Consider the following 23,798-nt stretch of genomic DNA (forward strand, 5'->3'; position numbering starts at 1 on the left):
GAGCCATGATCGGACGCGACTCACGTGAAGACATCGACGGCTACGGCATCTGGCCCTGGCTCCTCGGGCTTGTCCTGGTGGCGGTCATCATCGGCATCATGTTCGGTGCCGCACAGCCGATTTCGTGAACGCCGGCCCGTGGGAGGGACATAGATGCCATACCACCCGATGCCCCCGCACCGGCCCCGGCGCGGACCGGACGCCCCCAAGCCCGGGGAAGAACCGTTCTCAGACCCCGCCCCAAACCCCATCGGGGCCTACGTGACCAATGGCCCCGCAGATGGCATGGTGGTGCCGGGCAGCATCCTCCGGACTCCGTGCCAAACCCCTCTGCCGCGCGCCGCCGGCAATGACCCGGCCAGCGCCGCCAGTTTCGAATACCAGTAAGGAAAGACCATGACCGACCGCCGCAAGTCCCCCGAAGAGCTCCGCTCCGCCCGCTGGTTCGCGCCCGACGACCTGCGCTCCATGGGCCACAGGTCCCGCGCGATGCAGATGGGCTGGGACGACGAGGACTGGACCGGCAAGCCGGTGATCGCCGTCATCAACACCTGGTCCGACCTCTCGCCCTGCCACCACCACCTGCGCGACCGGGCAGAGTTCGTGAAGCAGGGCATCCTGCAGGCGGGCGGCCACCCGGTCGAAATGCCGGTGCACTCGTTCTCCGAGCAGTTCCTGAAACCCACCTCCATGCTCTACCGCAACATGGGCGCGCTCGAGGTGGAGGAAACCCTGCGCTCCCACCCAATCGACGGGGCGGTGCTGCTGGGCGGCTGCGACAAGTCCACGCCCGCGCTGGTCATGGGCGCGGTCAGCATGGGCTTGCCGTTCATCTTCATGCCCGCGGGCGCCATGCTGCGCGGCAACTACGCCGGGCAGAAGCTCGGCTCCGGCACGGATGTCTGGAAATACTGGGACGAACGCCGCGCCGGCACCATCGGCAAGGAAGAGTGGATGGGCGTGCAGGGCGGCATCGCCCGCAGCTACGGCACCTGCATGACCATGGGCACCGCCTCCACCATGATGAGCATCGCCGACGGCTGGGGCCTGACCCTGCCCGGCGCCTCCTCGATCCCCGCGCCGGACGCGGGCCACAAGCGCATGGCCAAGGCCTGCGGGCGGCGCATCGTCGACATGGTCTGGGAAGACCTGACCCCGAACAAGATCATGACAGAGGCCTCCACCCGCAACGCCGTCACCGTCGCCATGGCCACCGGCTGCTCCACCAACGCCATCATCCACATGATCGCCATGGCCCGCCGCGCGGGCATCCCGCTGACGCTCGACGACCTCGACGAGATCGGCAGGACGACGCCGGTGATCGCCAACATCCGCCCCTCGGGGAAGGAATACCTGATGGAGGACTTCTTCTACGCCGGCGGCCTCCCGGCGCTGATGAAGGAGCTGGGCGACAAGCTCGACCTGTCGGTGATGACCGTCTCAGGCAAGACGCTGGGCGAAACCATCGAGTCGGCGGTGAACTACAACGACGACGTGATCCGCCCGCTGTCCAACCCGCTCTACCACGAAGGCTCGCTCGCCGTACTGCGCGGCAACCTCGCCCCCGATGGCGCGGTCATCAAGCCCGCCGCCATGGACCCGAAATTCCAGACGCACACCGGCCCCTGCATCGTCGCCGACAGCTACGCGGAGCTGAAGGAGATCATCAACGACGAGAACTACCCGATGACCCCGGACCACGTCCTGGTCCTCAGGAACGCCGGGCCGCAGGGCGGGCCGGGGATGCCGGAATGGGGCATGATCCCGATGCCCAAGGCGCTGCTCAAACAGGGCCACCGCGACATGGTCCGCCTGTCCGACGCGCGCATGTCCGGCACCTCCTACGGGGCCTGCATCCTGCACGTCGCGCCCGAAGCCTTCGTCGGCGGCCCGCTCGCCCTGATCCGCACCGGCGACATGATCGAGATGGACATCCCGAACCGCCGCCTCAACGTGCAGATCTCCGACGCGGAGATGGCCGAACGCCGCGCCGCCTGGACCGCGCCCGAACCGCGCTTCGAACGGGGATACGGCTACGTCTACACCAAGCACGTCGAACAGGCCGACAAGGGCTGCGACTTCGACTTCCTGACCAGCGAATTCGGCGGCCCCGTGCCGGAACCGGAAATCAACTGAGTGTCGGAGGTGGCGGCAGACGACAGGCCGGAGGGCCTTCCCGGTCCGGTACTCCTGGGCGCACTGGCGGCCTTTGCGCTGGCGGCGCTGGCGCTGCTCTACGGCGTGCTGCTGACCGGCCTGCTGGTGGACATGTTCACCGCCGACCGCCTCTCGCGCCGGGACCTGATGCTGTCGCCGCTCTACGTCGGCCTCTGCCCGCTGATGATGGGGATCGCGTTCTGGAACGCGGTGCACTTCGTCCGCCTCTTCCGCACACCCGCGCGGCCCGCGCCACGCGGCCTGCGGGCCGGGCTCTGGCTCATCGCTTCGGTCTGGGTCGTCTTCACCGCCATCGCCATCCGCTTTGGCGCGCTCGAAGACCCGGGCGCCCTCCCCTACATCGCGGGCCCTGCGCTTCTGGCGCTCCTGTGCCTAAACGCCCTCCGGAAAGGGCAGGCATGACCCGCACCCCTCCCATCCATTTCTTCACCTGTGGCGCGCGACCCTGCCGAAGGACCGCCGCCCGGCCTCACGGAGAACCCCATGCCATCTGACCTCCACAAAAGCCTGACCGGCGTGTCCGGCATCCTCGTCACCCCCTTCGACGAGGCGGGCGAAATCGCCCCCGACCTGCAACGCCCCATCGTCGAGCGCGCCATCGAGGCGGGCGTTCACGTCCTGACCGCAAACGGCAACACCGGCGAGTTCTACGGCCTGACGCTGGAAGAAGCGCAGGCCATGGTCCATGCCGCGGGCCAGCACATCGACGACCGCGTGCCCATGGTCGCAGGCGTCGGGCGCGGCGTGCGCGACGCGCAGGCGCTGGCCGAGGCGTCGGGGCTTGCCGGGGCCTCCGCCCTGATGATCCACCAGCCGCCCGATCCCTTCGTCTCGCCCCGTGGCCTCGTCCACTACGTCGAAGCGGTGCGCGAGGCCGGCGACGGCCTGCCCATCGTGCTGTACCTCCGCAACGACGCAATCGGCACCGACGCGATCCGCGCCATGTGCCTGATCGACGGGGTGATCGGGGTCAAATGGGCCACCCCCAACCCGATGAAGCTGAAGGCCGCCATCGCCGCCTGCCCGGACGACATCGTCTGGACCGGCGGCCTCGCCGAAGTCTGGGCGCCCACCTTCTACGCCGTGGGCGCGCGCGGCTTCACCTCCGGGCTGATCAACGTCTGGCCGGAACGCTCCGTCGCGATCAACACCGCGCTCGAAGGCGGCGACTACGACGAGGCGCGCAGCCTGATCGCCGGGATGCAGGTGTTCGAGGACATCCGCGCCGAGGAACAGGGCGGCGCCAACGTGCCCGGAGTGAAGGCCGCGCTCCAGATGATGGGCGAGGACTGCGGCGCCGCCCGCCCGCCCGCCGCCTGGCCGCTTTCCGACAGCCAGCGCCAGCGGCTGGAAACCTTCATGACCGCCAACGGCCTGATCTGAGGACACCGCATGACCGACTTTCCGCTCAAACCCGACACCAAGGCGCAGCTCGAACAGGTCTCTGTCGCGACGCTGGCCACCGCGCTCTTCAAGCGCGGGCTGAAAAAGCAGGTGCTGCAGGACGTCCACCCGGTCGCGATGAAGGGCCGCAACATGGTCGGCCCCGCCTTCACCCTGCGCTACATCCCCGCCCGCGAGGACCGCAACGGGATCGAGGTCTTCCGCAACCCCGACCACAAGCAGCGCGTCGCGGTAGAGACCTGCCCCGAGGGCCACGTGCTGGTGATGGACAGCCGCGGCGACGCCTCCATGGCCTCCGCCGGGGACATCCTCATCACCCGGCTGATGATGCGCGGCGGCGCGGGCGTCGTGACGGACGGCGGCTTCCGCGACGCGATGAACATCGCGGGGCTGGAGATGCGCGCCTACCACCAGCGCCCCTCCTCGCCCACCAACCTCACCAACAACGAGGCGATCGAGATCAACGGCCCCATTGGCTGCGGCAACGTCGCGATCTTTCCCGGCGACATCATGGTGGGCGACGACGACAGCGTGATCGTCATCCCCGCGCACCTCGCCGACGAGATCGCCGCCGAGGCGACCGAGATGACCTCCTACGAGGATTTCGCGCTGGAACAGGTGAAGGCCGGGGCGACCATCATCGGCCTCTATCCCTGCACCAAGGACGAGAACCGCCAGAAGTACGAGGACTGGCGGCAGAAGACCGGGCGATGACCGATACCCTGACAGCCAGCCCGGCGCACACCGTGCCCGGCCCCCTGATCCGCCTCGACGCGCAGGACAACACCGCCGTCGCGCGCGTGGCCATCGCCGCGGGCACCGACCTGGGCGACGGGCTGGTGGCGCTTTCGGACGTGCCCGCGGGCCACAAGGTAGCCACCCGGCACATCGCCCGTGGCGCGCCGGTGCTGAAATACGCCACGGTCATCGGCTTTGCGGGCGAGGACTGCCCGCCCGGCACCTATCTGCACGCCCACAACGTGCTGATGGACGAGGTGCAGAAGGACTACCGCTTCGCGCAGGACTACCGCGCCCCGGACCTGCTGCCGCCGGAACAGCGCGCCACCTTCCTGGGCTACGCACGGGGCGACGGCCGCGTCGGCACCCGCAACTACATCGGCGTCTTCATCACCGTGAACTGCGCCGCCACCGTCGCCCGCAGGATCGCCACGCATTTCGACGAGGACCGGCTCGCGGACTTCCCCAACGTCGACGGCGTCGTGCCCTTCATCCACCAGCAGGGCTGCGGCATGGAGGGCACGGGCGAGGCGATGGACCTCCTGCACCGCACGCTGGCAGGCTACATCCGTCACCCCAACGTCGCGGGCGCGCTGGTCGTCTCGCTCGGCTGCGAACGCAACAACCTCGACCGCTTCTTCCGCGACACCGCGCTGGAAAGCGGCAAGATGCTGCACACCGTCCGCATGCAGGACGTGGGCGGCACCGCCGCCGCCATCGCCGAGGGCAAGGCCGCCATCCGCGCCATGCTGCCCGAAGCGAACACCGCTACCCGCACGCCGCAGTCCGCCGAACACATCACCGTGGGCCTGCAATGCGGCGGCTCCGACGGGTTCTCCGGCCTCTCCGCCAACCCCGCGCTCGGCCGCGCCGTCGACCTGCTGACCCGCAACGGCGGCACCGCGATCCTGTCGGAATTCCCCGAACTCTACGGCATCGAACACACCCTGACCGCCCGCGCAAAGGACGAGGCCACGGGCCGCGCCATCCTCGACCGGATCAGGTGGTGGCTCGACTACACCGACGGCAAGGACGTGCAGATGCAGGGCGTCGTCGGCCCCGGAAACATGCAGGGCGGGCTCGCCAACGTCATCGAAAAGGCGCTGGGCGGCGCGAAAAAAGGCGGCTCCTCCGGCATTCAGGCGGTCTACCGCTACGCGGAGCCGGTGACCGCGCACGGGCTTGTCCTCATGGACACACCCGGTTACGACCCTGTCGCCGCCACCGGACAGATCGCGGGTGGCGCCAACCTGATCGCCTTCACCACCGGGCGGGGGTCGTGCTTCGGATCCTACCCCGCACCGACGATCAAACTGGCATCCAACACGCCGATGTACACGAAGATGCTCGGCGACATGGACATCAACTGCGGAACCGTGATTGATGGCGCCACCACGCTCGACGCCCTGGGTGAAACGATCTTTGCCCGCATCCTCGCCACCGCATCCGGCGAGGCCACGAAAAGCGAAGCCGCAGGCGTCGGCGCAGATGAATTTGCCCCATGGCCGATCGGAGTGACCGGCTGAGGCACCGACCACAAAGGGAGAGAACTATGCCCAAAGACACATTCACCCCCCACGGCAAGCACCTGATCGCAGGCGAATGGATTGCCTCCGACCAGACGTTCCAGTCCGAACCGGCGCACGGCCCGGCCCATGCCTATGCCGTCGGCACGCCCGACCTCGTGGACCGCGCCTGCGAGGCGGCGGAAGAAGCCTTCTGGACCTACGGCTACACCACCCGCGAGGAGCGCGCCGCCTTCCTCAACGCCATCGCGGACGAGATCGAGGCCCGCGCCGACCAGATCACCGAGATCGGCACGCAGGAAACCGGCCTCCCCGAGGCACGCCTCCAGGGCGAGCGCGGCCGCACCACCGGCCAGCTCCGGCTGTTTGCCACGCACATCCAGAAGGGCGACTACCTCGACCGTCGCCATGACGAGGCCCTGCCCGACCGCCAGCCGCTGCCCCGCCCCGACCTGAAGATGGTGCAGCGCCCGATCGGCCCCGTGGCCGTCTTTGGCGCCTCGAATTTCCCGCTGGCCTTCTCCACCGCCGGGGGCGACACCGCCGCCGCGCTGGCCGCAGGCTGCCCGGTCGTGGTGAAGGGCCACTCCGCCCACCCCGGCACCGGCGAGATCGTGGCCGAGGCGATTCACGCCGCCATCGAGAAATGCGGCATGCCCAAGGGCGTGTTCTCCCTGATCCAGGGCGGCAAGCGCGACGTGGGCCAGTCCCTCGTCCAGCATCCGCTGATCAAGGCCGTGGGCTTCACCGGCTCGCTCGGCGGCGGTCGCGCGCTTTTCGACCTCTGCGCCCAGCGTCCCGAACCGATCCCCTTCTTCGGCGAGCTCGGCTCCGTCAACCCGATGTTCCTGCTGCCCGAGGCCGCCAAGGCCCGCGGCGCGCAGATCGGTGAAGGCTGGGCCGGGTCGCTGACCATGGGCGCCGGCCAGTTCTGCACCAACCCCGGCATCGCCGTGGTCGAGGCAGGCCCCGAGGGCGACGCCTTCGTGCAGGCCGCAGCCGAGGCGCTGAAGGGCGCCAGCAGCCAGTGCATGCTGACCGACGGCATCGCGCAGGCCTACAAGGACGGCAAGAAGCGGTTCGACGGCCGCAACGCCGTGCGCCCGGTGCTGGTCACCGACAGCGAAGGCCGCAACGCGCTGCCCAACCTCTACGAGACCGACGCCTCCGACTACCTGCAGGACCACGCCCTGGGCGAAGAGGTCTTCGGCCCGCTCGGCCTCGTGGTGCGCGTCACCGGCCCCGACGAGATGGAGACCCTGGCCAAGGGCTTCGAAGGCCAGCTCACCGCGACGCTGCACATGGACGACGGCGACACCGCGCTCGGCAAGCGCCTGATGCCCGTGCTGGAGCGCAAGGCGGGCCGCATCCTGGTGAACGGCTTCCCCACCGGGGTTGAAGTGGCCGACGCCATGGTCCACGGCGGCCCCTACCCGGCCTCCACGAACTTCGGCGCAACGTCTGTCGGCACCCTCTCCATCCGCCGCTTCCTGCGGCCGGTCTGCTACCAGAACATGCCCGACGCCCTCCTCCCCAGCGACCTCGGCTGAGACAGGGCGCCACGGCGCGACACAAAGGGCCCCGGAGCGATCCGGGGCCTTTTTTGTGTAATACGGTCATCGTGGCGGGTTCAGGCGTGCCTCGAGGATGCCCCTGATCCGGCATTCGTAGCATGCTCGGCAACACGCCACATTCCAAATCTGTCCCAAACTTTCCGCGAGGCGTCGAGTTTAAATCATTGAGTCTCAAAGGTTAGTCGCACTGCTACATCAAAAAAAGCAGTCGAATCTGCATGGCTTCAGACTATTATGCTACCCAGCCGAGCAAAGTCAGCAAATCCATGTATGATTGCGTTGCTAAGCTGGCATCGCCTCAATAGAATTTGCCATTCAAAATGAAGGTTCGGCCAACAAAAACTACACGACTGAGAAACCGGTTCGATCACGACCGTGCGCAGTTTGATCTTAGAGTCAGCGCGAAATCGGCAACGTCGAACCTAGAGAAACGGAATTTTAATGAAAATTATTGATTGGATCAAACCAGGAATTTGGATTGAGGGGCTAGACCAGACCGAAGCGCGGCGCATTTCCGGACAGATAGATTTTCTTGAATTTTCTGTTGAGGAGGCGATTATTGTCCTTGATATGTTCGAACAATCTCTAGATGCCGAAAGAAACTCCCGCGATAATATTGCAGAGCTGGAGGCCCAAGAAAGAATCTCTCGCGAAGTAGAAGCAGAGCTTTCCCCCCATGGAATGACATCCAGAAACCAGACAGCAGAAGACTCCAGGAAGAAATACAGCGAGCGCCGCACTCAAATTGATGCCGAGGTTCGCCGCCGACTCTGGAAGAGTGGTTTCAAGCCAAGGATATTCCTTACACGGCCACCGTTCATCTTTGCGAAGGCGTTCATTCACTCCTTGGATTTGTTCGGAAAATTTCTTAACGATATCGCGCAAGATCACTCTTCACCAAAAAATATAAGCACCATTTCAGATCAATTCTTCAAGGAAGTTCCAGACCTGAAGGAAGTTCGCAACTCAATCCAGCACGCCGAAGATCGTTCGAAAGGGATGGTGTGGAATAAAGAAATAGACCTGAAGCCGATTGACATGGAGAAGATTTCCATTCAAGGGGCTGCGCTTGTCAGCATGGGCTTGAATGGTAGCAAGTTTGGCACGACTATGGCCGACGGTCACTATGGGGCAATAGATATTACAGAAGACACTGTAGTGATCATGCGCACTGCACTTCTTGCAGTTTACTCCGAATTTGAATGGACTGGAGGAGCGCAACTCTTCCCCAGATAAGGCTCAACGTCGATGCGTTTAAATTGAATACTAGGTAGTATTTTAGAGAGTTGCATCCGGATTTCTTCCACCGATCCACGCCTCCGGCGTGAATTGAAAATTCACTCCATGCGCCGTGCGCTGGACTAAGGAAACGAGCGCGCAAACGGTTCGGACCCAAGGACCCACACCTCCCCCCACACCCGATACCAAAAGGCCCCGGATCACCCCGGGGCCTTTTCCGCGTCACGACGCAGCCTCAGCGCGCCGCTTCGTCCTCTTCGCGGTCCGCGTCCTCGGCGGTCCATGCGTCGGAGCGCAGCTCGAGCCACATCGCGTTCATCACCGCGAACAGCGCGGCCAGGGGCAGGCCCAGAAGCCAAGCGAAATACCACATATCCCGTCTCCTTTCCTCGGTTCAGTACAGCGCGTCGGAATTTCCGGTGACGTCGTCCTCGGTGACCTTGCCCCAGAGCACCCGGTAGACCCACGCGGTGTACATCAGGATCAGCGGCATGAAGATCACCGCGCAGACCAGCATGATGAACAGCGTCAGGTGCGAGGACGAGGCGTCCCACACCGTGAGCGAGCTGTCCGGGTCCACGGTGGACGGCAGGATGAACGGGAACATCGTCAGCCCGACGCTGGAGATGACGCCAAGGATGCCCAGCTTCGACGCCAGCAGCGTCGTCACCTCGCGCCCCGCTTTCAGCCCCATGACCGCCAGCGCGATCCCGGCAAAGCCCGTCAGCGGCGCCACGGCGATCCACGGACGCTCCGCATAGGCCGAGAGCCACGAACCGCCGCGCACCACCTCGCTCAGCAGCGGGTTCGACGGGCCGTCCTTCACCGCCTCTCCGGCAAAGGCGAACCCGTCGACGCCCACCGCCAGCCACAGCCCGGCCAGCGCATAGCCGCCCGCGGCGACCATCCCGGCGGTCACGCCGATGGCGCGGGCCCGGTCCTTCACCGCGCCCTCCGCCTTCACCGACAGCCAGGCCGCGCCGTGCATCAGCAGCATGGCCATCGACACCACGCCCGCCAGCAGCGCGAAGGGCCGCAGCAGGCCCACGAACTTGCCCAGCATCGACCCGTCGTACATCGGCATCAGGTCCTGCGTCAGGTGGAAGGGCACACCCAGAAGCACGTTGCCCACCGCCACGCCGAACAGCGTCGCCGGCACCGCGCCGCCCGCGAACAGCGCCCAGTCCCAGCGTTCCCGCCAGGCCGGGTCCTCGCGCTTGGAGCGGTACTTGAACGCCACCGGGCGCACGATCAGCGCGGCGAGGATCACGAACATCGCGATGTAGAACCCGCTGAACGACACGGCATAAAGCGGCGGCCAGGCGGCAAAGATCGCCCCGCCGCCCAGGATGAACCACACCTGGTTGCCTTCCCACACCGGGCCGACCGTGTTGATGACGACCCGGCGTTCCACGTCGGTCTTCGCCACGAAGGGCAGAAGCGCGCCCACGCCCATGTCGAAGCCGTCCGTCAGGGCAAAGCCGATCAGCAGCACCCCCAGAAGGCCCCACCAGATGACGCGCAGCGTCTCGAGATCTATCAGGTCCGAAAGGATCATGTCGCTTACTCCGCCGGGGACACGACGCCGCGCGAACGCAACCGCGCCTCGTGCCGCCGTTTCCAGTCTTCGGTCTCCGCAACGTCCTGGAACGGACCCTTGCGGATGTATTTCACCATCAGGCTCACCTCGATCACGAAGAGCACCGTGTAGAACAGGATGAAGCCTGCCAGCGTGAACAGCACGTCGGCCACGCTGAGGTGCGACACCGACATCGCCGTGGGCAGCACGCCCGAGACGGTCCAGGGCTGGCGGCCGAACTCCGCCACGAACCAGCCCATCTCGGCGGCGATCCACGGCATGGGTATCCACGCGACCGCGCCCCACAGGGCCCACCGCGGGAAGGTCATCCGCCGGAAGGACGCGCGCCAGAAGAAATACGCCGTCAGCAGGATGAAGCTGAAGCCGAGGCCCACCATGATCCGGAACGCCCAGAACAGCGGCGCGACGCCCGGCACGGTGTCCCAGGCCGCCTGGTCGATCTGTTCCTCCGTGGCGTCGCGCGGGTCGTCGACGTAACGCTTCAGCAGGAAGGCATAGCCAAGGTCCATGGAGTTCTGCTCGAACACGAAGCGCGCCTCGGGCGGGACATCCCCGCGGTTCTCGCGCACGGTCATCAGCGCGTCATAGGCGATGATCCCGCGGCGCACCCGCTCCTTGTTCTCGGCCACCAGATCCTTGATGCCCGGGATCTCCTCCGTCAGGCTGCGGGTGCCGATCAGCCCCATCAGCCAGGGGATCTCCACCGCGTAATGTGTCTCGCGCGCTTCCTGGTCGGGCAGGCCCACCAGCGTGAAGGGCGCGGGCGCCTCGTGCGTCTCCCACATCGCCTCGAGGGAGGCGAGCTTCATCTTCTGCACCTGCCCGGCGGAATAGCCCGATTCGTCGCCCAGCACGACCACCGACAGCGCCGAGGCGAGGCCAAAGGCCGAAGCGACCGCGATCGACCGCCGCGCGAGGTCGGTGAACCGGCCCTGCAGCAGGTAAAGCGCCGACACCCCCAGCACGAAGAGCGAGGCGGTCACGTAGCCCGCGCTCACCGTGTGCACGAACTTCGACTGCGCCACCTCGTTGAAGATCACCTCGAAGAAGTCGGTCATCTCCATGCGCATGGTCTCGGGGTTGAACTCCGCGCCGACCGGGTTGTTCATCCAGCCGTTGGCGATCAGGATCCACAGCGCCGAGAAGTTGGACCCGATGGCCACCAGCCAGGCGACGACGCAATGCGCGACCTTCGACAGCTTGTCCCAGCCGAAGAAGAACAGCCCGACGAACGTGGCCTCAAGGAAAAAGGCCATCATCCCCTCGATGGCCAGCGGCGCGCCGAACACGTCGCCCACGTAGTGCGAATAATACGACCAGTTCATGCCGAACTGGAATTCCATCGTGATGCCCGTCGCGACGCCCAGCACGAAGTTGATGCCGAACAGCGTACCCCAGAACTTCGTCATTTGCCGCCAGATCGGACGGTTCGTCATGACGTAGACGGTCTCCATGATGGCGACGATGATCGACAACCCCAGCGTGAGCGGCACGAAGAGGAAGTGATACATGGCCGTCAAAGCGAATTGCAGGCGCGACAGCTCGACCAGTCCGATCTCCATGAGAGAGCTCCTTGGTGTTTATTTCCGCATCCGGGATGCGGAATTCGTGGCGCTTATATATTCCACATTCGCGATACGAAATTGACACAGGTCAAATTCCGCATCACGGTTACGACATTAGCCCACTCGCCCGGGAGGGGAATGTCACAGATTGGCGCGGGTCTCAGGATGCGGGCGGACGCAGCGTCATCACCCGGTCGGCGCCCGATATCTCGGCCTGCCGGTGGGCCGCCAGCAGGATCGCCGCATCGGGCAGCGCCGCGCGCAGACCGGCCATGACACGCTCGGCCGTGGCGCGGTCCAGACCCTCTGTCGGTTCGTCCAGCAGCAGCACACCCGGCTTCCGCAACAGCGCACGGGCCAGCACCAGCCGCCGCGCCTCGCCGCCCGAAAGCCCCGCGCCGTGGAACCCCAGCGGCGCGTCCAGCCCGCCCTTGCCTGCGACGACACGGCTCAGCGCCACCGCCTCCAGCGCCGCCGTCAGGTCCGCCTCCGTGGCCTCCGGCGCCGCCAGCCGCAGGTTCTCCGCCACGGTTCCGGCGATCAGCGCGTGGCGCTGCGGGACCATCGCGACCGTCCGGCGCAACGCGCGCTCCGGCACCGCCGAAACATCCGTCCCGCCCAGCGTCACCCGCCCGCCGACCGGCGCCAGCACCCCCGCCGCCATCAGGAGGAGCGTGCTCTTGCCGCTGCCGCTCGGCCCGGTCAGGGCCACCGTCTCGCCCGCCGCGACCCGCAGCGACACCGGCGCGAACAGCGCCCGCCCCTGCCCCTGCGCGAATGTCACGTCCTCCAGGACCAACACCCCGGACGGCGCCACACCCCCGGTCTCCTCCGGCACATCCAGCGCCGGCGCCACCCGCCGCGCGGCAGAGATCATGCGCCCGACCTCCGCCAGCGCCCGCCGGACCGGGGCCACCGTCTCGCCCAGCGCCAGCGCCGCCAGCGTCCCGATCGCCACGTCCGGCGCGCCGATCTCTCCGGCCCGCGCCAGCGTCGCGCCAAGGCCAAGCGCCCCGCCGACCACCAGCGTGCCGATCAGGTCGAGGCCGAAGCCCATGCGCCGCTCCACCCGGTCGACCTCCGCCCGTGCCGCCGCATGGCGCGTGACCGCGCCGCGCACCGCCTCTGCCGCGCGGTCCAGCTGCCCGAAGACCGCCAGGTCCTCGCGCGCACCCAGCATGTCCACCAGCCGCGACCGCATCGCCTGCATTGCCGCCTCCGCCCGGCGCGCAGGACGCCGCGCCAGCCGCGCCCCGAACAGGAACACCAGCGTCGGCCCCACGAGGTACCCGCAGGCGACCCACAGCCCGACCCACGGGTGCACCAGCCAGGACAGCACCAGCCCGCTCGCAAGGATCACCGCGCCGCCCGCCAGCCCCGGCAGCAACAGCCGCAGCATCACGCCGTCCAGCGCGTCGATGTCCGCCACCAGCCGGTTCAGCACGGCCCGCGCCCGCAGCCGCTCCAGCCGCCGCCAGGGCGCCGCGACCAGCCCCTGCATCAGCCGCACCCGCAGCCGCGACAGGGCGCGCAGGGTGGCGTCATGGGTCAGCACCCGCTCGCCATAGCGTGCCGCCGTCCGCCCCAGCGCCAGCAGCCGCACCATCGCCGAGGGCACGAAGACGTTGAACAGCGCGCCCGTGCCCGCCAGACCGGCGACCGCCGCCGCCGTGATGAACCACCCCGACACGCCCAGCAGCGCCACGCCCATGACCAGCACCAGCACGGTCAGCGCGAAGCCCCTGAGCACCGCCCGGACCTCTCCGGCCACAAGCGGCCCGACGATGCGCCACAACGCCCTCATGACCCGGCCTCCAGCGTCACGACCCGGTCCATGCGCGCCGCAAGCCCCGCGTCGTGTGTCGCCACGATCAGCGTGCCGCCCGCCTGCGCGAAGGCCAGCAATGCGCCCGCCACCGCCTCTGCCGTCGCCTTGTCGAGGTCCGCGGTCGGCTCGTCCGCCAGCAGGGCGCCCCGGCCTGCCATCAGCGCGCGGGCCAGCGTCACGCGCCGCGCCTCGCCGCCCGACAGGCCCGCGCCGCGTTCGCCCAGCACGGTCAGCGCGCCGCGCGGCAGCGCCGCCAGCACCTCCGCCAGTTGCGCCCGCGCTACCACGTCGCCGGGCACCTCCGCGCCAAAACCCACGTTGTACCGCAGCGACCGGTCGAGGAAATGCGGCGCCTGCGGCATCCAGCCCAGCCCCGCACGCCAGCCGTCGATGACCTCCGGCAAGGGACGTCCGCCGACAAGCACCTCGCCCGCCGACGGCCGCTCAAGCCCGGCCAGCACGCGCAGCAGCGTCGTCTTGCCTGCGCCGCTCGGGCCCATGACGGCCACGCTTTCGCCCGGGGCGACCTCCATCTCCGGCAGCGCGATGCCCCGCGCCACCACGCCGCGCAGCGACAGCGGCCCGGCGGGCGGCACATGCTCACCGCCGCGCATCAGCTCCGGCCGGGTCTCGGCGCGCCACTCTGTCAGTTCCGCCTCCACCGCCTCAGCCGCGGCCTTGTCGTGCCACGCGGCAGCAAGGTCGCGCAGCGGCTGGAAGAACTCCGGCGCCAGCAGCAGCAGCCAGATGCCCGCCGCCGGGGACAGCGCGCCGCCCCAGGTGCCCCAGCCGATCACGCCCAGCAGGTGAAAGCCGGTCCAGACCGCCACCATCGCCACGCCCAGCGCCGCGAAGAGCTCAAGCACGGTGGAGGACAGGAAGGCGATGCGCAGCACCGCCATGGTCCGCGCCCGCAACCCTTCGGAGGACGCCGCGAAGCCGCTCACCACCGGCCCGCCCGCCCCGACCAGCCGCAGGTCGGCCAGCGCCGACAGCCGGTCCACCAGCAAATCGCTCAGGTCGCCGATCTCCACCATCTGGCGCGCGCTGGCCTCTTTCGCGGCCCAGCCGACCAGCGCCATGAAGACCGGGATCAACGGCCCCGCCATCAGGAAGATCAGCGCCACGGCCCAGGACTGCGGCACGGCAATGGCAAGGATCAGCAGGGGGACGACCATGGCGCGCAGCCGGGCGGGGCGGTAGCGCATGAGGTAGGGGCGCAGCGCCTCCAGCTTCTCCGCCAGAAGCGCGGCCAGCGCGCCCGGTCCGCCCAGGTCCGACGGCGCGGCGGCCCTGGCCTCCACCGTGATGATCTCGGCCCGGGCGTCGCCGATGCGGGCCTCCGCCAGCGCCGAAAGCTGCGCCTGCGCCACCTGTTCGAGGGCCGCGCGGAGCACGCCCAGCGCCACGAAGCCGCCCGCCACGCCCCAGACCGGCAGCGCGCCGGTCCCGGCCAGCAGGTCGGCCAGCAGCGCCGCCAGCAGCCAGGCCTGCACCGGCCACACCAGCGCCTGCGCCAGCGAGGCCACCTGTCCGTTCCGCATCGTCACCCTCCGTCCGCGGCATTCCGCTCCGCCCCGTGCCGTGGCCCGGGACCGCGCCGCGCGCCCTGATCTGGATCAAGGTTATTCCGCACCGCGGATGCAAGAAAGACGCCCAGCCAGAGGAGCGGCCATGCGTCTCACCACACGAACCAACCTTGCCGCACGTGTCCTGATGTTCTGCGCCGTCAATCCCGGCACGCGGGTCCGCAGCGCCGAGATCGCCGCCGCCTGCAATGCCTCCGCCAACCACATAGCCCGCGTGGTGCAACAGTTGCAGGCCGAGGGCTTCCTCGACACCCAGCGCGGGCGCAGCGGCGGGCTGCAACTGGCCCGGCCCCCGGCGGCCATCTCCATCGGCACGGTCTTCCGCCTGTTCGAGACCGAGATCCCCTTCGCCGAATGCTTCGACCCGGCGTCCAACACCTGTCCGCTGACCGGCGCCTGCCGCCTGCGCGGCTTCCTGACACGCGCGCTCGACGCCTTCTATCACGAGCTCGACCGCGTGACGCTCGACGACCTGACGCGCGGCAATTGCGGGCTTGAGCAGCTCCTGACGCTGGCCCCGGCGCTCGCGGGGGCCTGCAACGGCACGGACATGGCAATCGCACCTGTCCCGCGCACCGGCCCGTAGGGCGGGGCTTTGCGCCGCCTCCCCCGGCCTGCCGCTCAGTGCAGCCCGTCGGGTCCGTGCTTCAGGATCACCGGCACGATCAGGTCTTCCTCGTCGGCGAGGTGCCGGCGCAGCAGCGTCTCGAAGCCGATCACGTCCTCGCGGAAGGTCCCGGCCTCGCGCTGGCCGCGCAGCACCCCGTTGGCGCCATCGGCGAATCGCGCGATCAGCCCGTCCATCGCGTGGTGGTCGCGGTCGAGGATCTCGAACCCCCGGTCCAGCCGCGCCTCGCGCGCCTTCAGCACCGGAAAGTAATGCATGTCCTCGATCTGGTGATGCCCGTGCAGGTTCTGCACCAGCATCCCGCCGTAGCGGCTCAGCCGGGCCTGCATCTCGCGCGGGTCCATCTGGCCGTCGACCACGCCCTCCGCATCGGTCCGCATCACCTCGCAGAGCTGGCGGAACATCTCGTGCCGGTCCAGCCAGAAGGCCACCAGCCCGGCAAAGTTGGGGTGCGCCTGCCAGTCGGCACGCGGGAACGCCTCCAGAAGCACCCTCAGCGCCTCCGGCAGCCCGTCCCGTTCCGTCAGATCGTAAAGCTTGTCCATACGCGCACATCTGGGCGCGCAGGGGTCCTTGTCAACGCACCACGTGCACAGCACAGGTCACATGACGCACAACATGCGCCGCGACCGAGCCGATCAGCAGGTCCTGCATCCCCGGCCGGTGCGAGGCCATGACCACAAGGTCCACGCCGTGATCCTCCACCCAGTCGACGATGGACCGCCCCGCGTGGCCGGTGATCACGGCGGGCACGCCGCCCGGCACCTCCTCGGTCAGATGCGCGATCTCCTCCGCGATCCGCTGCCGGGCCTCGGCGAGATAACCCGCCGGCAGGTAGCCCTCGATGTAGCCCGGCACCTCCTCGACCACGTGCAGCACGGTGATCGTCGCGTCCTCGCCCGCCAGCCGCCGCGCCACCTCCAGCACCTTCGGGACCGCGGGTCCCCCCGCCTGGTCGAGCGCGACCGGAACCAGAATGTTGTGATACATGGAAAGGCCTCCTGCCCCGCCGCCCGTCCGCCGGGCCGGCTCTCGGGCTCATCCTGCGCCCGGCCGCCGCAACCCGCCTTGATTCAGGTCATGCCGCGCCCGCGCCGGAAAGCGGCCACAATACGCACACATTGCACACGTAACCCGTTAAGCAGGTGACAGAACGCACCTCCCTCCGCGCCCGGCGGCCAAAACGGCTCCTCCCGTGCGCGCACCGACTGCCATGTGCGTGGCCCGCTCCGGGCCAGCCGCAGCGGACACGCTCCCGATCAGAGTGAGGAGACCGATGCGTTACCTGATTGCCGAAACCGACTGGACCTTGATGACCCTCGCCGCCGAGCTTGCCGCGAACGGCACGCTGATGACGCGCACCGACCGGATCGAGGACATCCCCCACTTCATGCGCCATGGCGAGGCCGACCTGCTGATCGTCGCCGCCGACCAGCTCGGGCCGCGCGGCCTGTCGCTCGCCGCGATCCGCCGTGCCGCGCCGGACATGCCCGTGGCCCTCGTGACGCCCAGGCCCACGCCGGAACAGATCGCCGCGCTGCTCGACGGCGGCGCCGACTGCGTGCTCGATTCGGCCCGCCCCGCCGAAGAGAACGTCGTCACCCTGCAGGCCGTCGCCCGCCGGTCGCGCGGGCTCGGCCGTCCGCAGATCCTCCACGGCCCGCTGCGCATCGACCTGCTGACCCGCAAGGCCTACCTGCTGGCCTGCCCTATCAAGCTTTCGCCGAAGCTCTACGAGCTGCTCGAATACCTCGCGCTGCGGCCGGGGCGGCTGGTCACGCGGTCGGAGCTGCTGTCCCACATCTACGGGCTTGAGAACGAGCCCGACGCCCGGGTCTTCGACGTCTATGTCTGCAACCTGCGCGCCTGCCTCGCTGCGGCGGACGGGGCGGTGGACATCGAAACCGTGCGCGGCTCCGGCTTCCGATTTGCCGCCGCCGACCTCGTCACCCCGATCGCGGCCTGATCCCCGCCTGATCGGGAAGACCCTTGGCCGGGGTCGTGAAACGACGCCGCAAGGACGCAGATCCCCGATGATCCGGACCCCGGCCCTGTGCTAGGGTCCGGACATGCTGAGCGTCCTCGCCCACCCCGTCTACAGCCGCCTTTTCACCGCGCAGGTCATCGCCCTGCTCGGCACCGGGCTGATGACCGTGGCGCTCGGCCTTCTGGCCTACGACCTAGCCGGGGACCGCGCCGGGGCCGTGCTGGGCACCGCGCTCGCCATCAAGATGATCGCCTACGTGGGCCTTGCTCCGCTGGCCAACGCCGCCGCCGAACGCCTGCCCCGCAAGGCCGTGCTGATCGGCGCCGACCTCCTGCGCGCCGCCGTGGCGCTGGCGCTGCCCTTCATCGACGCGGTCTGGCAGGTCTATGTCCTGATCTTCGTGCTTCAGGCCGCCTCTGCCACCTTCACCCCCGCCTTCCAGGCGCTGATCCCCGACATCCTGCCGGAAGAGGCCGCCTATACCCGCGCCCTCTCGCTGTCGCGGCTGGCCTATGATCTCGAAAACCTCGTCAGCCCGACCATCGCGGGCCTGCTCCTGCTGGTGATGAGCTACCACGGCCTTTTCGCGGGCACCGTGGCGGGTTTCCTCGCCTCCGCGCTGCTGGTCGGTGTCACGCCGCTGCCCGCGCGCGGCGAGACCACCCGCCGCAGCTTTGCCGACCGGCTGACCCGGGGCGCGCGCATCTACCTCGCCACGCCCCGGCTGCGCGGGCTCCTGGCGCTGAACCTCGCAGCGGCGGCGGGCGGCGCCTTCGTCATCGTCAACACCGTGGTGATCGTCCGCGCCGCCTATGCCGGGACAGAGGCCGACGTGGCCTATGCGCTCGCCGCCTTCGGCGCGGGGTCGATGCTGACCGCGCTGGCCCTGCCGCGCCTGCTCGACCGGCTGGCGGACCGCCCGGTGATGATGACGGCGGCGACGCTTCTGGCGGCGGTCACGCTGGGCCACGGTCTCTGGCGCCTGACCGGCGGCGGTGTGCCCTGGGCCGCCCTCCTCGCGCTCTGGGCGGTAAACGGGATGCTCTACTCCGCGATCCTGACGCCTTCGGGGCGGCTTTTGCGCCGGTCCTCGGCGTCCGGCGACCGGCCCGCGCTGTTCGCCGCGCAATTCGCCCTGTCCCACGCCTGCTGGCTGCTGACCTACCCGCTGGCGGGATGGGTCGGCGACGCCTTCGGCATGACCCCGGCGCTTCTGCTGCTGGGCGGGCTGGCGGCCGCAGGCGTGCTGACAGGCGCACGTGTCTGGCCCGCAGGCGACCCGTCCGAACTGGCGCACGACCACCCGGACCTGCCGCCCGACCATCCGCACCTGAAGGCCTACGGACACAAGCGGCACCGGCACGTCTTCGTCATCGACGACGAACACCGCGCCTGGCCCTCCCACGGCTGACCCGGCCCGCCGCTGCGGCAAAGGTCAGAACGTCGCCGCCACCTCGTAAAGCACCGGCTCGAAGCTGCGGCAGAGCGTGTTGAACCGCTTGTTGTGCGCGCGCATCTCCTCCGACCGCAGCATCTTGAGAAAGTCCTCGCGGTGCCGCCACTGGGAATAGTTGGCGATCCGCGTCTGCGCATCGTTGACGTGCAGCGCCGCCGCAACGAACCCCGGCTGCTTCGAGATGAAGCCGGCATAGGCCTCCTTCAGGGCGTCCAGCAGGTCCTCGCAATTGCCGGGGCTGGTCTCGAACGTGGTGATGACCGTCTGGCGGTCGGTGGTCTGTCTGATCTCGGGCATGGGTGTGGTCCTCCTGCCCCCAGCTTTGCACAGCACGCGCCGTGTCCCAAGTGTCCCGTCACCCGGTTAACACCCCGGATTATCCCTTAAAATCTTGACAGCGGCGGCGCCCTTGGGACACAAAACCCGCAATCCATCAAAACCGGCGCGGCAAACGCGCCACGGGCAGCATCACGGGACAGGCACAGCATGAGCAGCATTGCACGAATCGAGGAGTCGCTCCGCGAGACGATCATTTCGCGGCCCGACATGATCCTCGACGACAAGGATCTCATGCACGCCCTGATTGCGGCGAACGAACGGGCCATGGGCGGCAACATCGTCGACCTGCGCGGCATCGCCATGGAACGGCTTGAGGCCCGGCTCGACCGGCTCGAGGACACGCACCGCTCCGTCATCGCCGCCGCCTACGAGAACCTCGCAGGCACCAACCAGATCCACCGCGCGATCCTGCGCATGCTCGACCCGCTGGAATTCGAACCCTTCCTGAAGGACCTCGGCGGCGAGGTCGCGCAGATCCTGCGCGTCGACGTCATCAAGCTGGTCCTCGAAAGCAAGCAGAACGACCGCGAGCCGGTGATCCGCCGCCTGGGCGAGGTGCTGTCGGTCGCCGAACCGGGCTTTGTCGAGGATTTCATCGCCTCAGGCCGAGAGGCACCGATCCGCGCGGTCACGCTTCGCCAGGTCAGCCACGGCGACGGCCGGGTCTACGGCACCCGGGCAGAGTTCATCCGGTCCGAAGCCTGCCTGAAGCTCGACTTCGGCCCCGGCCGCCTGCCCGGCCTCTTGGTCATGGGCTCCGAGGACCCGCACCAGTTCACGCCGCAGCAGGGCACCGACCTGCTCGCCTTCTTCGCGGGCGTCTTCGAACGCTCCATGCGGCGCTGGCTGAACTGACCGCACCGCGGGCGCACACCGCCCGCACGACCACAGGCGCTGCCAGCCTGACCACAGTACCCCGGGGGACAGATGCGAAAGGCAGCGCCATGACGCTCGAGATTTCACCCGCCGCCCGCACCGCGCTCGCCGACTGGCTCGAACACGCCAAGGCGCTGCGCGATGCCTCCGACAACACGATCACCGCCTACCGTGCGGATGTCGTCGACTTCATCGCCTTCCTCACCCAGCACCACGCCGAACCGCAGGGCCTCGCCCCGCTGGCGCGCGTCACCACCGCTGACATGCGCGCATGGATGGCCCACCTGCGGCGCACCCAGATCAGCTCGCGCTCCATGGCCCGCAAGCTTTCGGCGGTAAAGACCTTCTACCGCTGGCTCTCGGAACGCGAGGGCTTCGAACCGACCGCCGTGCTCGCCACCCGCGCGCCAAAGTTCCAGAAGAAGCTCCCCCGCCCGCTGTCCGAGGACGCCGCCCGCGCCATGATCGACACGGTAGAGCTTCAGTCCACAACAAGCTGGCAGGGCGCCCGCGACGCCGCCGTGGTCACGTTGCTCTACGGCTGCGGCCTGCGGATCTCCGAGGCGCTCTCGCTCACCGGGCGCCACCTGCCGCTGACCGATAGCCTGCGCATCGTCGGCAAGGGCAACAAGGAACGCATCGTCCCGGTCCTGCCCGTCGCCCGCCGCGCGGTCGAGACCTACCTCAGCCTCTGCCCCTATCAGCCGGAACGGGACCTCGCGCTGTTCCGGGGCGCACGCGGTGGCCCGCTGAACCCGCGCCAGATCGCCAAGGTCACCGAACAGGCCCGGATGCAGCTTGGCCTGCCCGCCACGGCCACGCCGCACGCCATGCGCCACAGCTTTGCCACGCACCTGCTGCACGCGGGCGGCGACCTGCGCGCGATCCAGGAACTGCTGGGCCACGCCAGCCTCTCGACCACGCAGGCCTATACCGCCGTCGACCAGGTCCACCTGATGAAGATCTACGATGCCTGCCATCCAAAGGCGGGCTGACCCTAGCGCGCCACCAGCCGCCACACCCGAAGCCGCATCAGCACCCGCATCAGCACCGCCACGGTGACGGCGCACAGCGCCACCTTCGACAGGGTGCCCATGGTCCCCTCGATCAGCAGGGCGTGCACGACGCTGCCCGTGACGATCGCCACCGCCAGCGCGGAATGGCCCAACCGCCAGCCCCGCGCGCTCAGACGGTCGCGCAAAAGCGCCAGAACCGCCGTGGCGAACAGCGCCCACATCGCCACCACGCCCCAGGGCGAAAACGGCGTGGGAGAGGTGAAGGTCAGCGCATCCACCATGTCCGGCGGCGATGTCACCCACAGCCCGCCCACGTGGATCAGTACGGCCACCAGCAGCGCAACGCCCGTCCAGCGGTGCACCCGCCGCCCCGCCTGCATCCGCACGCCGGGCAGGAGACCGCCCGCCAGCAACGGCTGGGCCAGCACCAGCAGCATGGCCACGATCCCGGCAAAGCCCGCGGCGATGTAGACCGGCTGCCGCCATTGAAGCAGCGGGCTGAACGCCGCCTCGAGGATCGCGGCCACGGCGATCAGGCCCAGCCCGCCCCAGATCAGGTATCGTGTCATGGAAAGGCGCGCGTCACGCCGGTTGCAGCACGAAGTCGGCGGTCAGGCTCGTCTCCTCTGCGCTGCGCATCACCGGCCGCAGGAACACCGTCTCGAAATCGCCGCTGTCATAGGCGAGGTGCCCGTGCGGCTGGCCGAAGGCCGGCACGATCTGCGGCATGTCCATCCGGAACACGCCGTTTTCGTCGGTCAGCGTGGCGCCGTGGCTTTGCGGGTCGCGCTCGTGCCCTTCGGTGGTGTGCGCCCAGATCTGGATGCGCACGCCTTTCAGCGGCGCGCCGTCCCCGGCCCGGCGCACCGTGCCGGACATCAGGAAACCGCCCCCGCCGATCCGCTCGACTATGGGCGCGCCGGGACGATAGTTGTTCGCCCCGCCCCGCATCGACGGGGTCGGCGCGACACCCGCCGCGCGGGCGGGCACGCTCAGGCCGGACAGCAGTCCGGCGGCTCCGGTCAGGATCAGGCTGCGGCGGGTCATCGGGCCGAAAGCCCTGGGGCGGGGGGTCATGGCGGTGCCTCCTGTCGGTCGGTGCGGCCGCGCGGCAGACGCGCGGCCCGCGTGTGTCACCTCTGCAAGGGAGTATGGGTCATTCCGCGCCGAAGGGAACGGGTCCCGCGCCGATCCAACGCCATCGTGAAGGTGGCGTGGCCCGCGCCTTGGGCGGCGTTCAGGGGCTTTCCGGGGCAGGTTAACAGGAAAAATCGCCGCGCAACGGTTTTGCGGCGGCCGAATCTGCCAAAGGTTAACAACCGGCCGGGAATCGGGGTCCAATCGGCCGGTTCGTCCCTTAATGCCCCGGGGCCATCGGTAAACTTCCGTTAAACCGTTGTGGTGGGCTGTGTCCGCTGACGCCACATGCTGCGGCTGTCCGCACCGTGCGCCCCGTTACCCCGGCGCGCGCCGCATTAACCGGCAAGACCCCGGCAGGGCGGGTTAACGCCATGCCGCGCGGAGGCCCTTGAGACCCCGGGGGCGCTCTGCCAATCATGGGCGCAGGCAATTTGCGGAGAACCCCCATGAAACTTCTGAAGCACGGCCCGTCGCCGTTTGTGCGCAAGGTCGTCGTGACCCTGCACGAGACAGGACAGATCGGGGATGTCGAACAGATCGACGTGGTGGCCTCGCCCATGGCGCCGGACCCGGCCCTGACCTCCGCCAACCCGGTGGGCAAGATCCCCGCCCTGATCCGCGAAAACGCCCCCGCGCTCTACGACAGCCGGGTGATCTGCCGCTATCTCGACGCCAAGGCCGGGGCAAACCTTTATCCCGAAAGCAGAATCTGGGACACGCTGACGCTTGAGGCGACCGCCGACGGCATCCTCGAAGCCGCCCTCCTCATCATCTACGAGGAACGTTTCCGCTCGCCCGAAAACGCGTCGATGGAGTGGATCGAAGGCCAGTGGGGCAAGGTCTCCCGCGCCCTCGACGCGCTGGAAACCCGCTGGATGAGCCACCTGAACGGCCCGCTCGACATGGGCCAGATCGCGGTCGGCTGCGCTCTGGGCTACCTCGACTTCCGCCACGACGTCCGCGGCTGGCGCACCGGCCACGACGCGCTGGCCCAGTGGTACGCCCGCTTCTCCGAACGCGAGTCGATGAAGGCCACGCAACCCACCGCCTGACCGGCGGAACGGATCGCAGGGCGGGGCTGCGCGCCGCCTTGCAGGCCCGTCAGGTCGTGTGAA

The 23,798-nt window shown here is 68.6% G+C and carries 24 protein-coding genes; 14 read left to right on the forward strand and 10 right to left on the reverse strand.

Annotated features, from left to right (window positions below):
* Nucleotides 1-5: 5 nt before the first annotated feature.
* From QNI11_RS19150 to QNI11_RS19185, 8 genes are all read left to right on the forward strand, one after another.
* Nucleotides 6-128, forward strand: a complete 123-nt coding sequence (locus QNI11_RS19150) for a dihydroxy-acid dehydratase (RefSeq protein ID WP_100929006.1) — start codon at nt 6-8, stop codon at nt 126-128.
* A gap of 268 nt (nt 129-396) precedes the next feature.
* Nucleotides 397-2,136, forward strand: coding sequence for an L-arabinonate dehydratase (gene araD, locus QNI11_RS19155; RefSeq protein WP_283981362.1), 1,740 nt, complete (start codon nt 397-399; stop codon nt 2,134-2,136).
* Nucleotides 2,137-2,580 carry a hypothetical protein gene (locus QNI11_RS19160; RefSeq protein ID WP_283981363.1) on the forward strand — a complete coding sequence of 148 codons (444 nt, stop codon included), beginning with the start codon at nt 2,137-2,139 and terminating at the stop codon, nt 2,578-2,580.
* A gap of 81 nt (nt 2,581-2,661) precedes the next feature.
* On the forward strand, nt 2,662-3,561 hold the full coding sequence (locus QNI11_RS19165; RefSeq protein WP_100929002.1) for a dihydrodipicolinate synthase family protein: 900 nt from the start codon (nt 2,662-2,664) through the stop codon (nt 3,559-3,561).
* Between the two features lie 9 nt (nt 3,562-3,570).
* Nucleotides 3,571-4,296 (forward strand): ribonuclease activity regulator RraA, encoded by a 726-nt coding sequence (locus tag QNI11_RS19170; RefSeq protein WP_283981364.1) that lies wholly within the window; start codon nt 3,571-3,573, stop codon nt 4,294-4,296.
* The gene (locus QNI11_RS19175) at nt 4,293-5,846 is read left to right on the forward strand and encodes a UxaA family hydrolase (RefSeq protein WP_283981365.1); all 1,554 of its coding nucleotides are present in this window, start codon (nt 4,293-4,295) and stop codon (nt 5,844-5,846) included. Before QNI11_RS19170 ends, QNI11_RS19175 begins: the two co-directional genes overlap by 4 nt.
* A 26-nt stretch (nt 5,847-5,872) precedes the next feature.
* On the forward strand, nt 5,873-7,396 hold the full coding sequence (locus tag QNI11_RS19180) for an aldehyde dehydrogenase (NADP(+)) (RefSeq protein WP_283981366.1): 1,524 nt from the start codon (nt 5,873-5,875) through the stop codon (nt 7,394-7,396).
* Between the two features lie 465 nt (nt 7,397-7,861).
* Nucleotides 7,862-8,656: a hypothetical protein gene (locus tag QNI11_RS19185; RefSeq protein ID WP_283981367.1), complete on the forward strand. Its 795-nt coding sequence runs from the start codon at nt 7,862-7,864 to the stop codon at nt 8,654-8,656.
* Between the two features lie 238 nt (nt 8,657-8,894).
* On the opposite strand, the gene cydX is transcribed toward QNI11_RS19185, so the two are convergent.
* The 5 genes from cydX to QNI11_RS19210 all read right to left on the reverse strand — a co-directional run bounded on the left by cydX (nt 8,895) and on the right by QNI11_RS19210 (nt 15,196).
* Entirely contained in the window at nt 8,895-9,032 is a 138-nt protein-coding gene (cydX, locus tag QNI11_RS19190; RefSeq protein WP_100928998.1) for a cytochrome bd-I oxidase subunit CydX, read from the reverse strand.
* A gap of 21 nt (nt 9,033-9,053) precedes the next feature.
* Entirely contained in the window at nt 9,054-10,217 is a 1,164-nt protein-coding gene (gene cydB, locus QNI11_RS19195; RefSeq protein WP_283981368.1) for a cytochrome d ubiquinol oxidase subunit II, read from the reverse strand.
* 5 nt (nt 10,218-10,222) lie between these two features.
* Nucleotides 10,223-11,821 carry a cytochrome ubiquinol oxidase subunit I gene (locus QNI11_RS19200; protein WP_100928996.1) on the reverse strand — a complete coding sequence of 533 codons (1,599 nt, stop codon included), beginning with the start codon at nt 11,819-11,821 and terminating at the stop codon, nt 10,223-10,225.
* A 163-nt stretch (nt 11,822-11,984) separates the two neighbouring features.
* A complete protein-coding gene (locus tag QNI11_RS19205; protein ID WP_283981369.1) occupies nt 11,985-13,628 on the reverse strand; it encodes an amino acid ABC transporter ATP-binding/permease protein in 1,644 nt (547 codons plus the stop codon).
* Entirely contained in the window at nt 13,625-15,196 is a 1,572-nt protein-coding gene (locus QNI11_RS19210; RefSeq protein WP_283981370.1) for an ABC transporter ATP-binding protein/permease, read from the reverse strand. Before QNI11_RS19210 ends, QNI11_RS19205 begins: the two co-directional genes overlap by 4 nt.
* A gap of 130 nt (nt 15,197-15,326) precedes the next feature.
* Here QNI11_RS19210 and QNI11_RS19215 point away from each other — a divergent pair, with 130 nt between their 5' ends.
* A complete protein-coding gene (locus QNI11_RS19215) occupies nt 15,327-15,827 on the forward strand; it encodes an Rrf2 family transcriptional regulator (protein WP_283981371.1) in 501 nt (166 codons plus the stop codon).
* A 35-nt stretch (nt 15,828-15,862) separates the two neighbouring features.
* On the opposite strand, the gene QNI11_RS19220 is transcribed toward QNI11_RS19215, so the two are convergent.
* Together QNI11_RS19220 and QNI11_RS19225 are read right to left on the reverse strand one after the other, a co-directional pair.
* A complete protein-coding gene (locus tag QNI11_RS19220) occupies nt 15,863-16,414 on the reverse strand; it encodes a hemerythrin domain-containing protein (protein ID WP_100928992.1) in 552 nt (183 codons plus the stop codon).
* Between the two features lie 31 nt (nt 16,415-16,445).
* Nucleotides 16,446-16,859, reverse strand: coding sequence for a universal stress protein (locus tag QNI11_RS19225; RefSeq protein ID WP_100928991.1), 414 nt, complete (start codon nt 16,857-16,859; stop codon nt 16,446-16,448).
* A gap of 286 nt (nt 16,860-17,145) precedes the next feature.
* Between QNI11_RS19225 and QNI11_RS19230 the strand changes: the two genes are divergently transcribed.
* Nucleotides 17,146-17,835: a response regulator transcription factor gene (locus QNI11_RS19230; RefSeq protein WP_100928990.1), complete on the forward strand. Its 690-nt coding sequence runs from the start codon at nt 17,146-17,148 to the stop codon at nt 17,833-17,835.
* 103 nt (nt 17,836-17,938) lie between these two features.
* The gene (locus QNI11_RS19235) at nt 17,939-19,267 is read left to right on the forward strand and encodes an MFS transporter (protein ID WP_283981372.1); all 1,329 of its coding nucleotides are present in this window, start codon (nt 17,939-17,941) and stop codon (nt 19,265-19,267) included.
* Nucleotides 19,268-19,291: 24 nt separating this feature from the next.
* On the opposite strand, the gene QNI11_RS19240 is transcribed toward QNI11_RS19235, so the two are convergent.
* On the reverse strand, nt 19,292-19,609 hold the full coding sequence (locus tag QNI11_RS19240) for an antibiotic biosynthesis monooxygenase (protein ID WP_283981373.1): 318 nt from the start codon (nt 19,607-19,609) through the stop codon (nt 19,292-19,294).
* Between the two features lie 189 nt (nt 19,610-19,798).
* On the opposite strand from QNI11_RS19240, the gene QNI11_RS19245 reads away from it, so the two are divergent.
* Both QNI11_RS19245 and QNI11_RS19250 read left to right on the forward strand, forming a co-directional pair.
* Nucleotides 19,799-20,506, forward strand: coding sequence for a DUF484 family protein (locus QNI11_RS19245; protein WP_100928988.1), 708 nt, complete (start codon nt 19,799-19,801; stop codon nt 20,504-20,506).
* Nucleotides 20,507-20,595: 89 nt separating this feature from the next.
* Complete coding sequence (locus QNI11_RS19250) at nt 20,596-21,522, forward strand: tyrosine recombinase XerC (protein ID WP_283981374.1); 927 nt, start codon at nt 20,596-20,598, stop codon at nt 21,520-21,522.
* A 2-nt stretch (nt 21,523-21,524) separates the two neighbouring features.
* On the opposite strand, the gene QNI11_RS19255 is transcribed toward QNI11_RS19250, so the two are convergent.
* Together QNI11_RS19255 and QNI11_RS19260 are read right to left on the reverse strand one after the other, a co-directional pair.
* Nucleotides 21,525-22,112 carry a ferric reductase-like transmembrane domain-containing protein gene (locus tag QNI11_RS19255; protein WP_283981375.1) on the reverse strand — a complete coding sequence of 196 codons (588 nt, stop codon included), beginning with the start codon at nt 22,110-22,112 and terminating at the stop codon, nt 21,525-21,527.
* A 13-nt stretch (nt 22,113-22,125) separates the two neighbouring features.
* A complete protein-coding gene (locus QNI11_RS19260) occupies nt 22,126-22,620 on the reverse strand; it encodes a twin-arginine translocation pathway signal (protein ID WP_283981376.1) in 495 nt (164 codons plus the stop codon).
* 509 nt (nt 22,621-23,129) lie between these two features.
* On the opposite strand from QNI11_RS19260, the gene QNI11_RS19265 reads away from it, so the two are divergent.
* Nucleotides 23,130-23,735 carry a glutathione S-transferase gene (locus QNI11_RS19265; RefSeq protein WP_100928984.1) on the forward strand — a complete coding sequence of 202 codons (606 nt, stop codon included), beginning with the start codon at nt 23,130-23,132 and terminating at the stop codon, nt 23,733-23,735.
* Nucleotides 23,736-23,798 lie beyond the last annotated feature (63 nt).

Source organism: Sagittula sp. MA-2 (assembly GCF_030126985.1).
In the GTDB taxonomy this organism is placed as follows: Bacteria; Pseudomonadota; Alphaproteobacteria; order Rhodobacterales; family Rhodobacteraceae; genus Sagittula.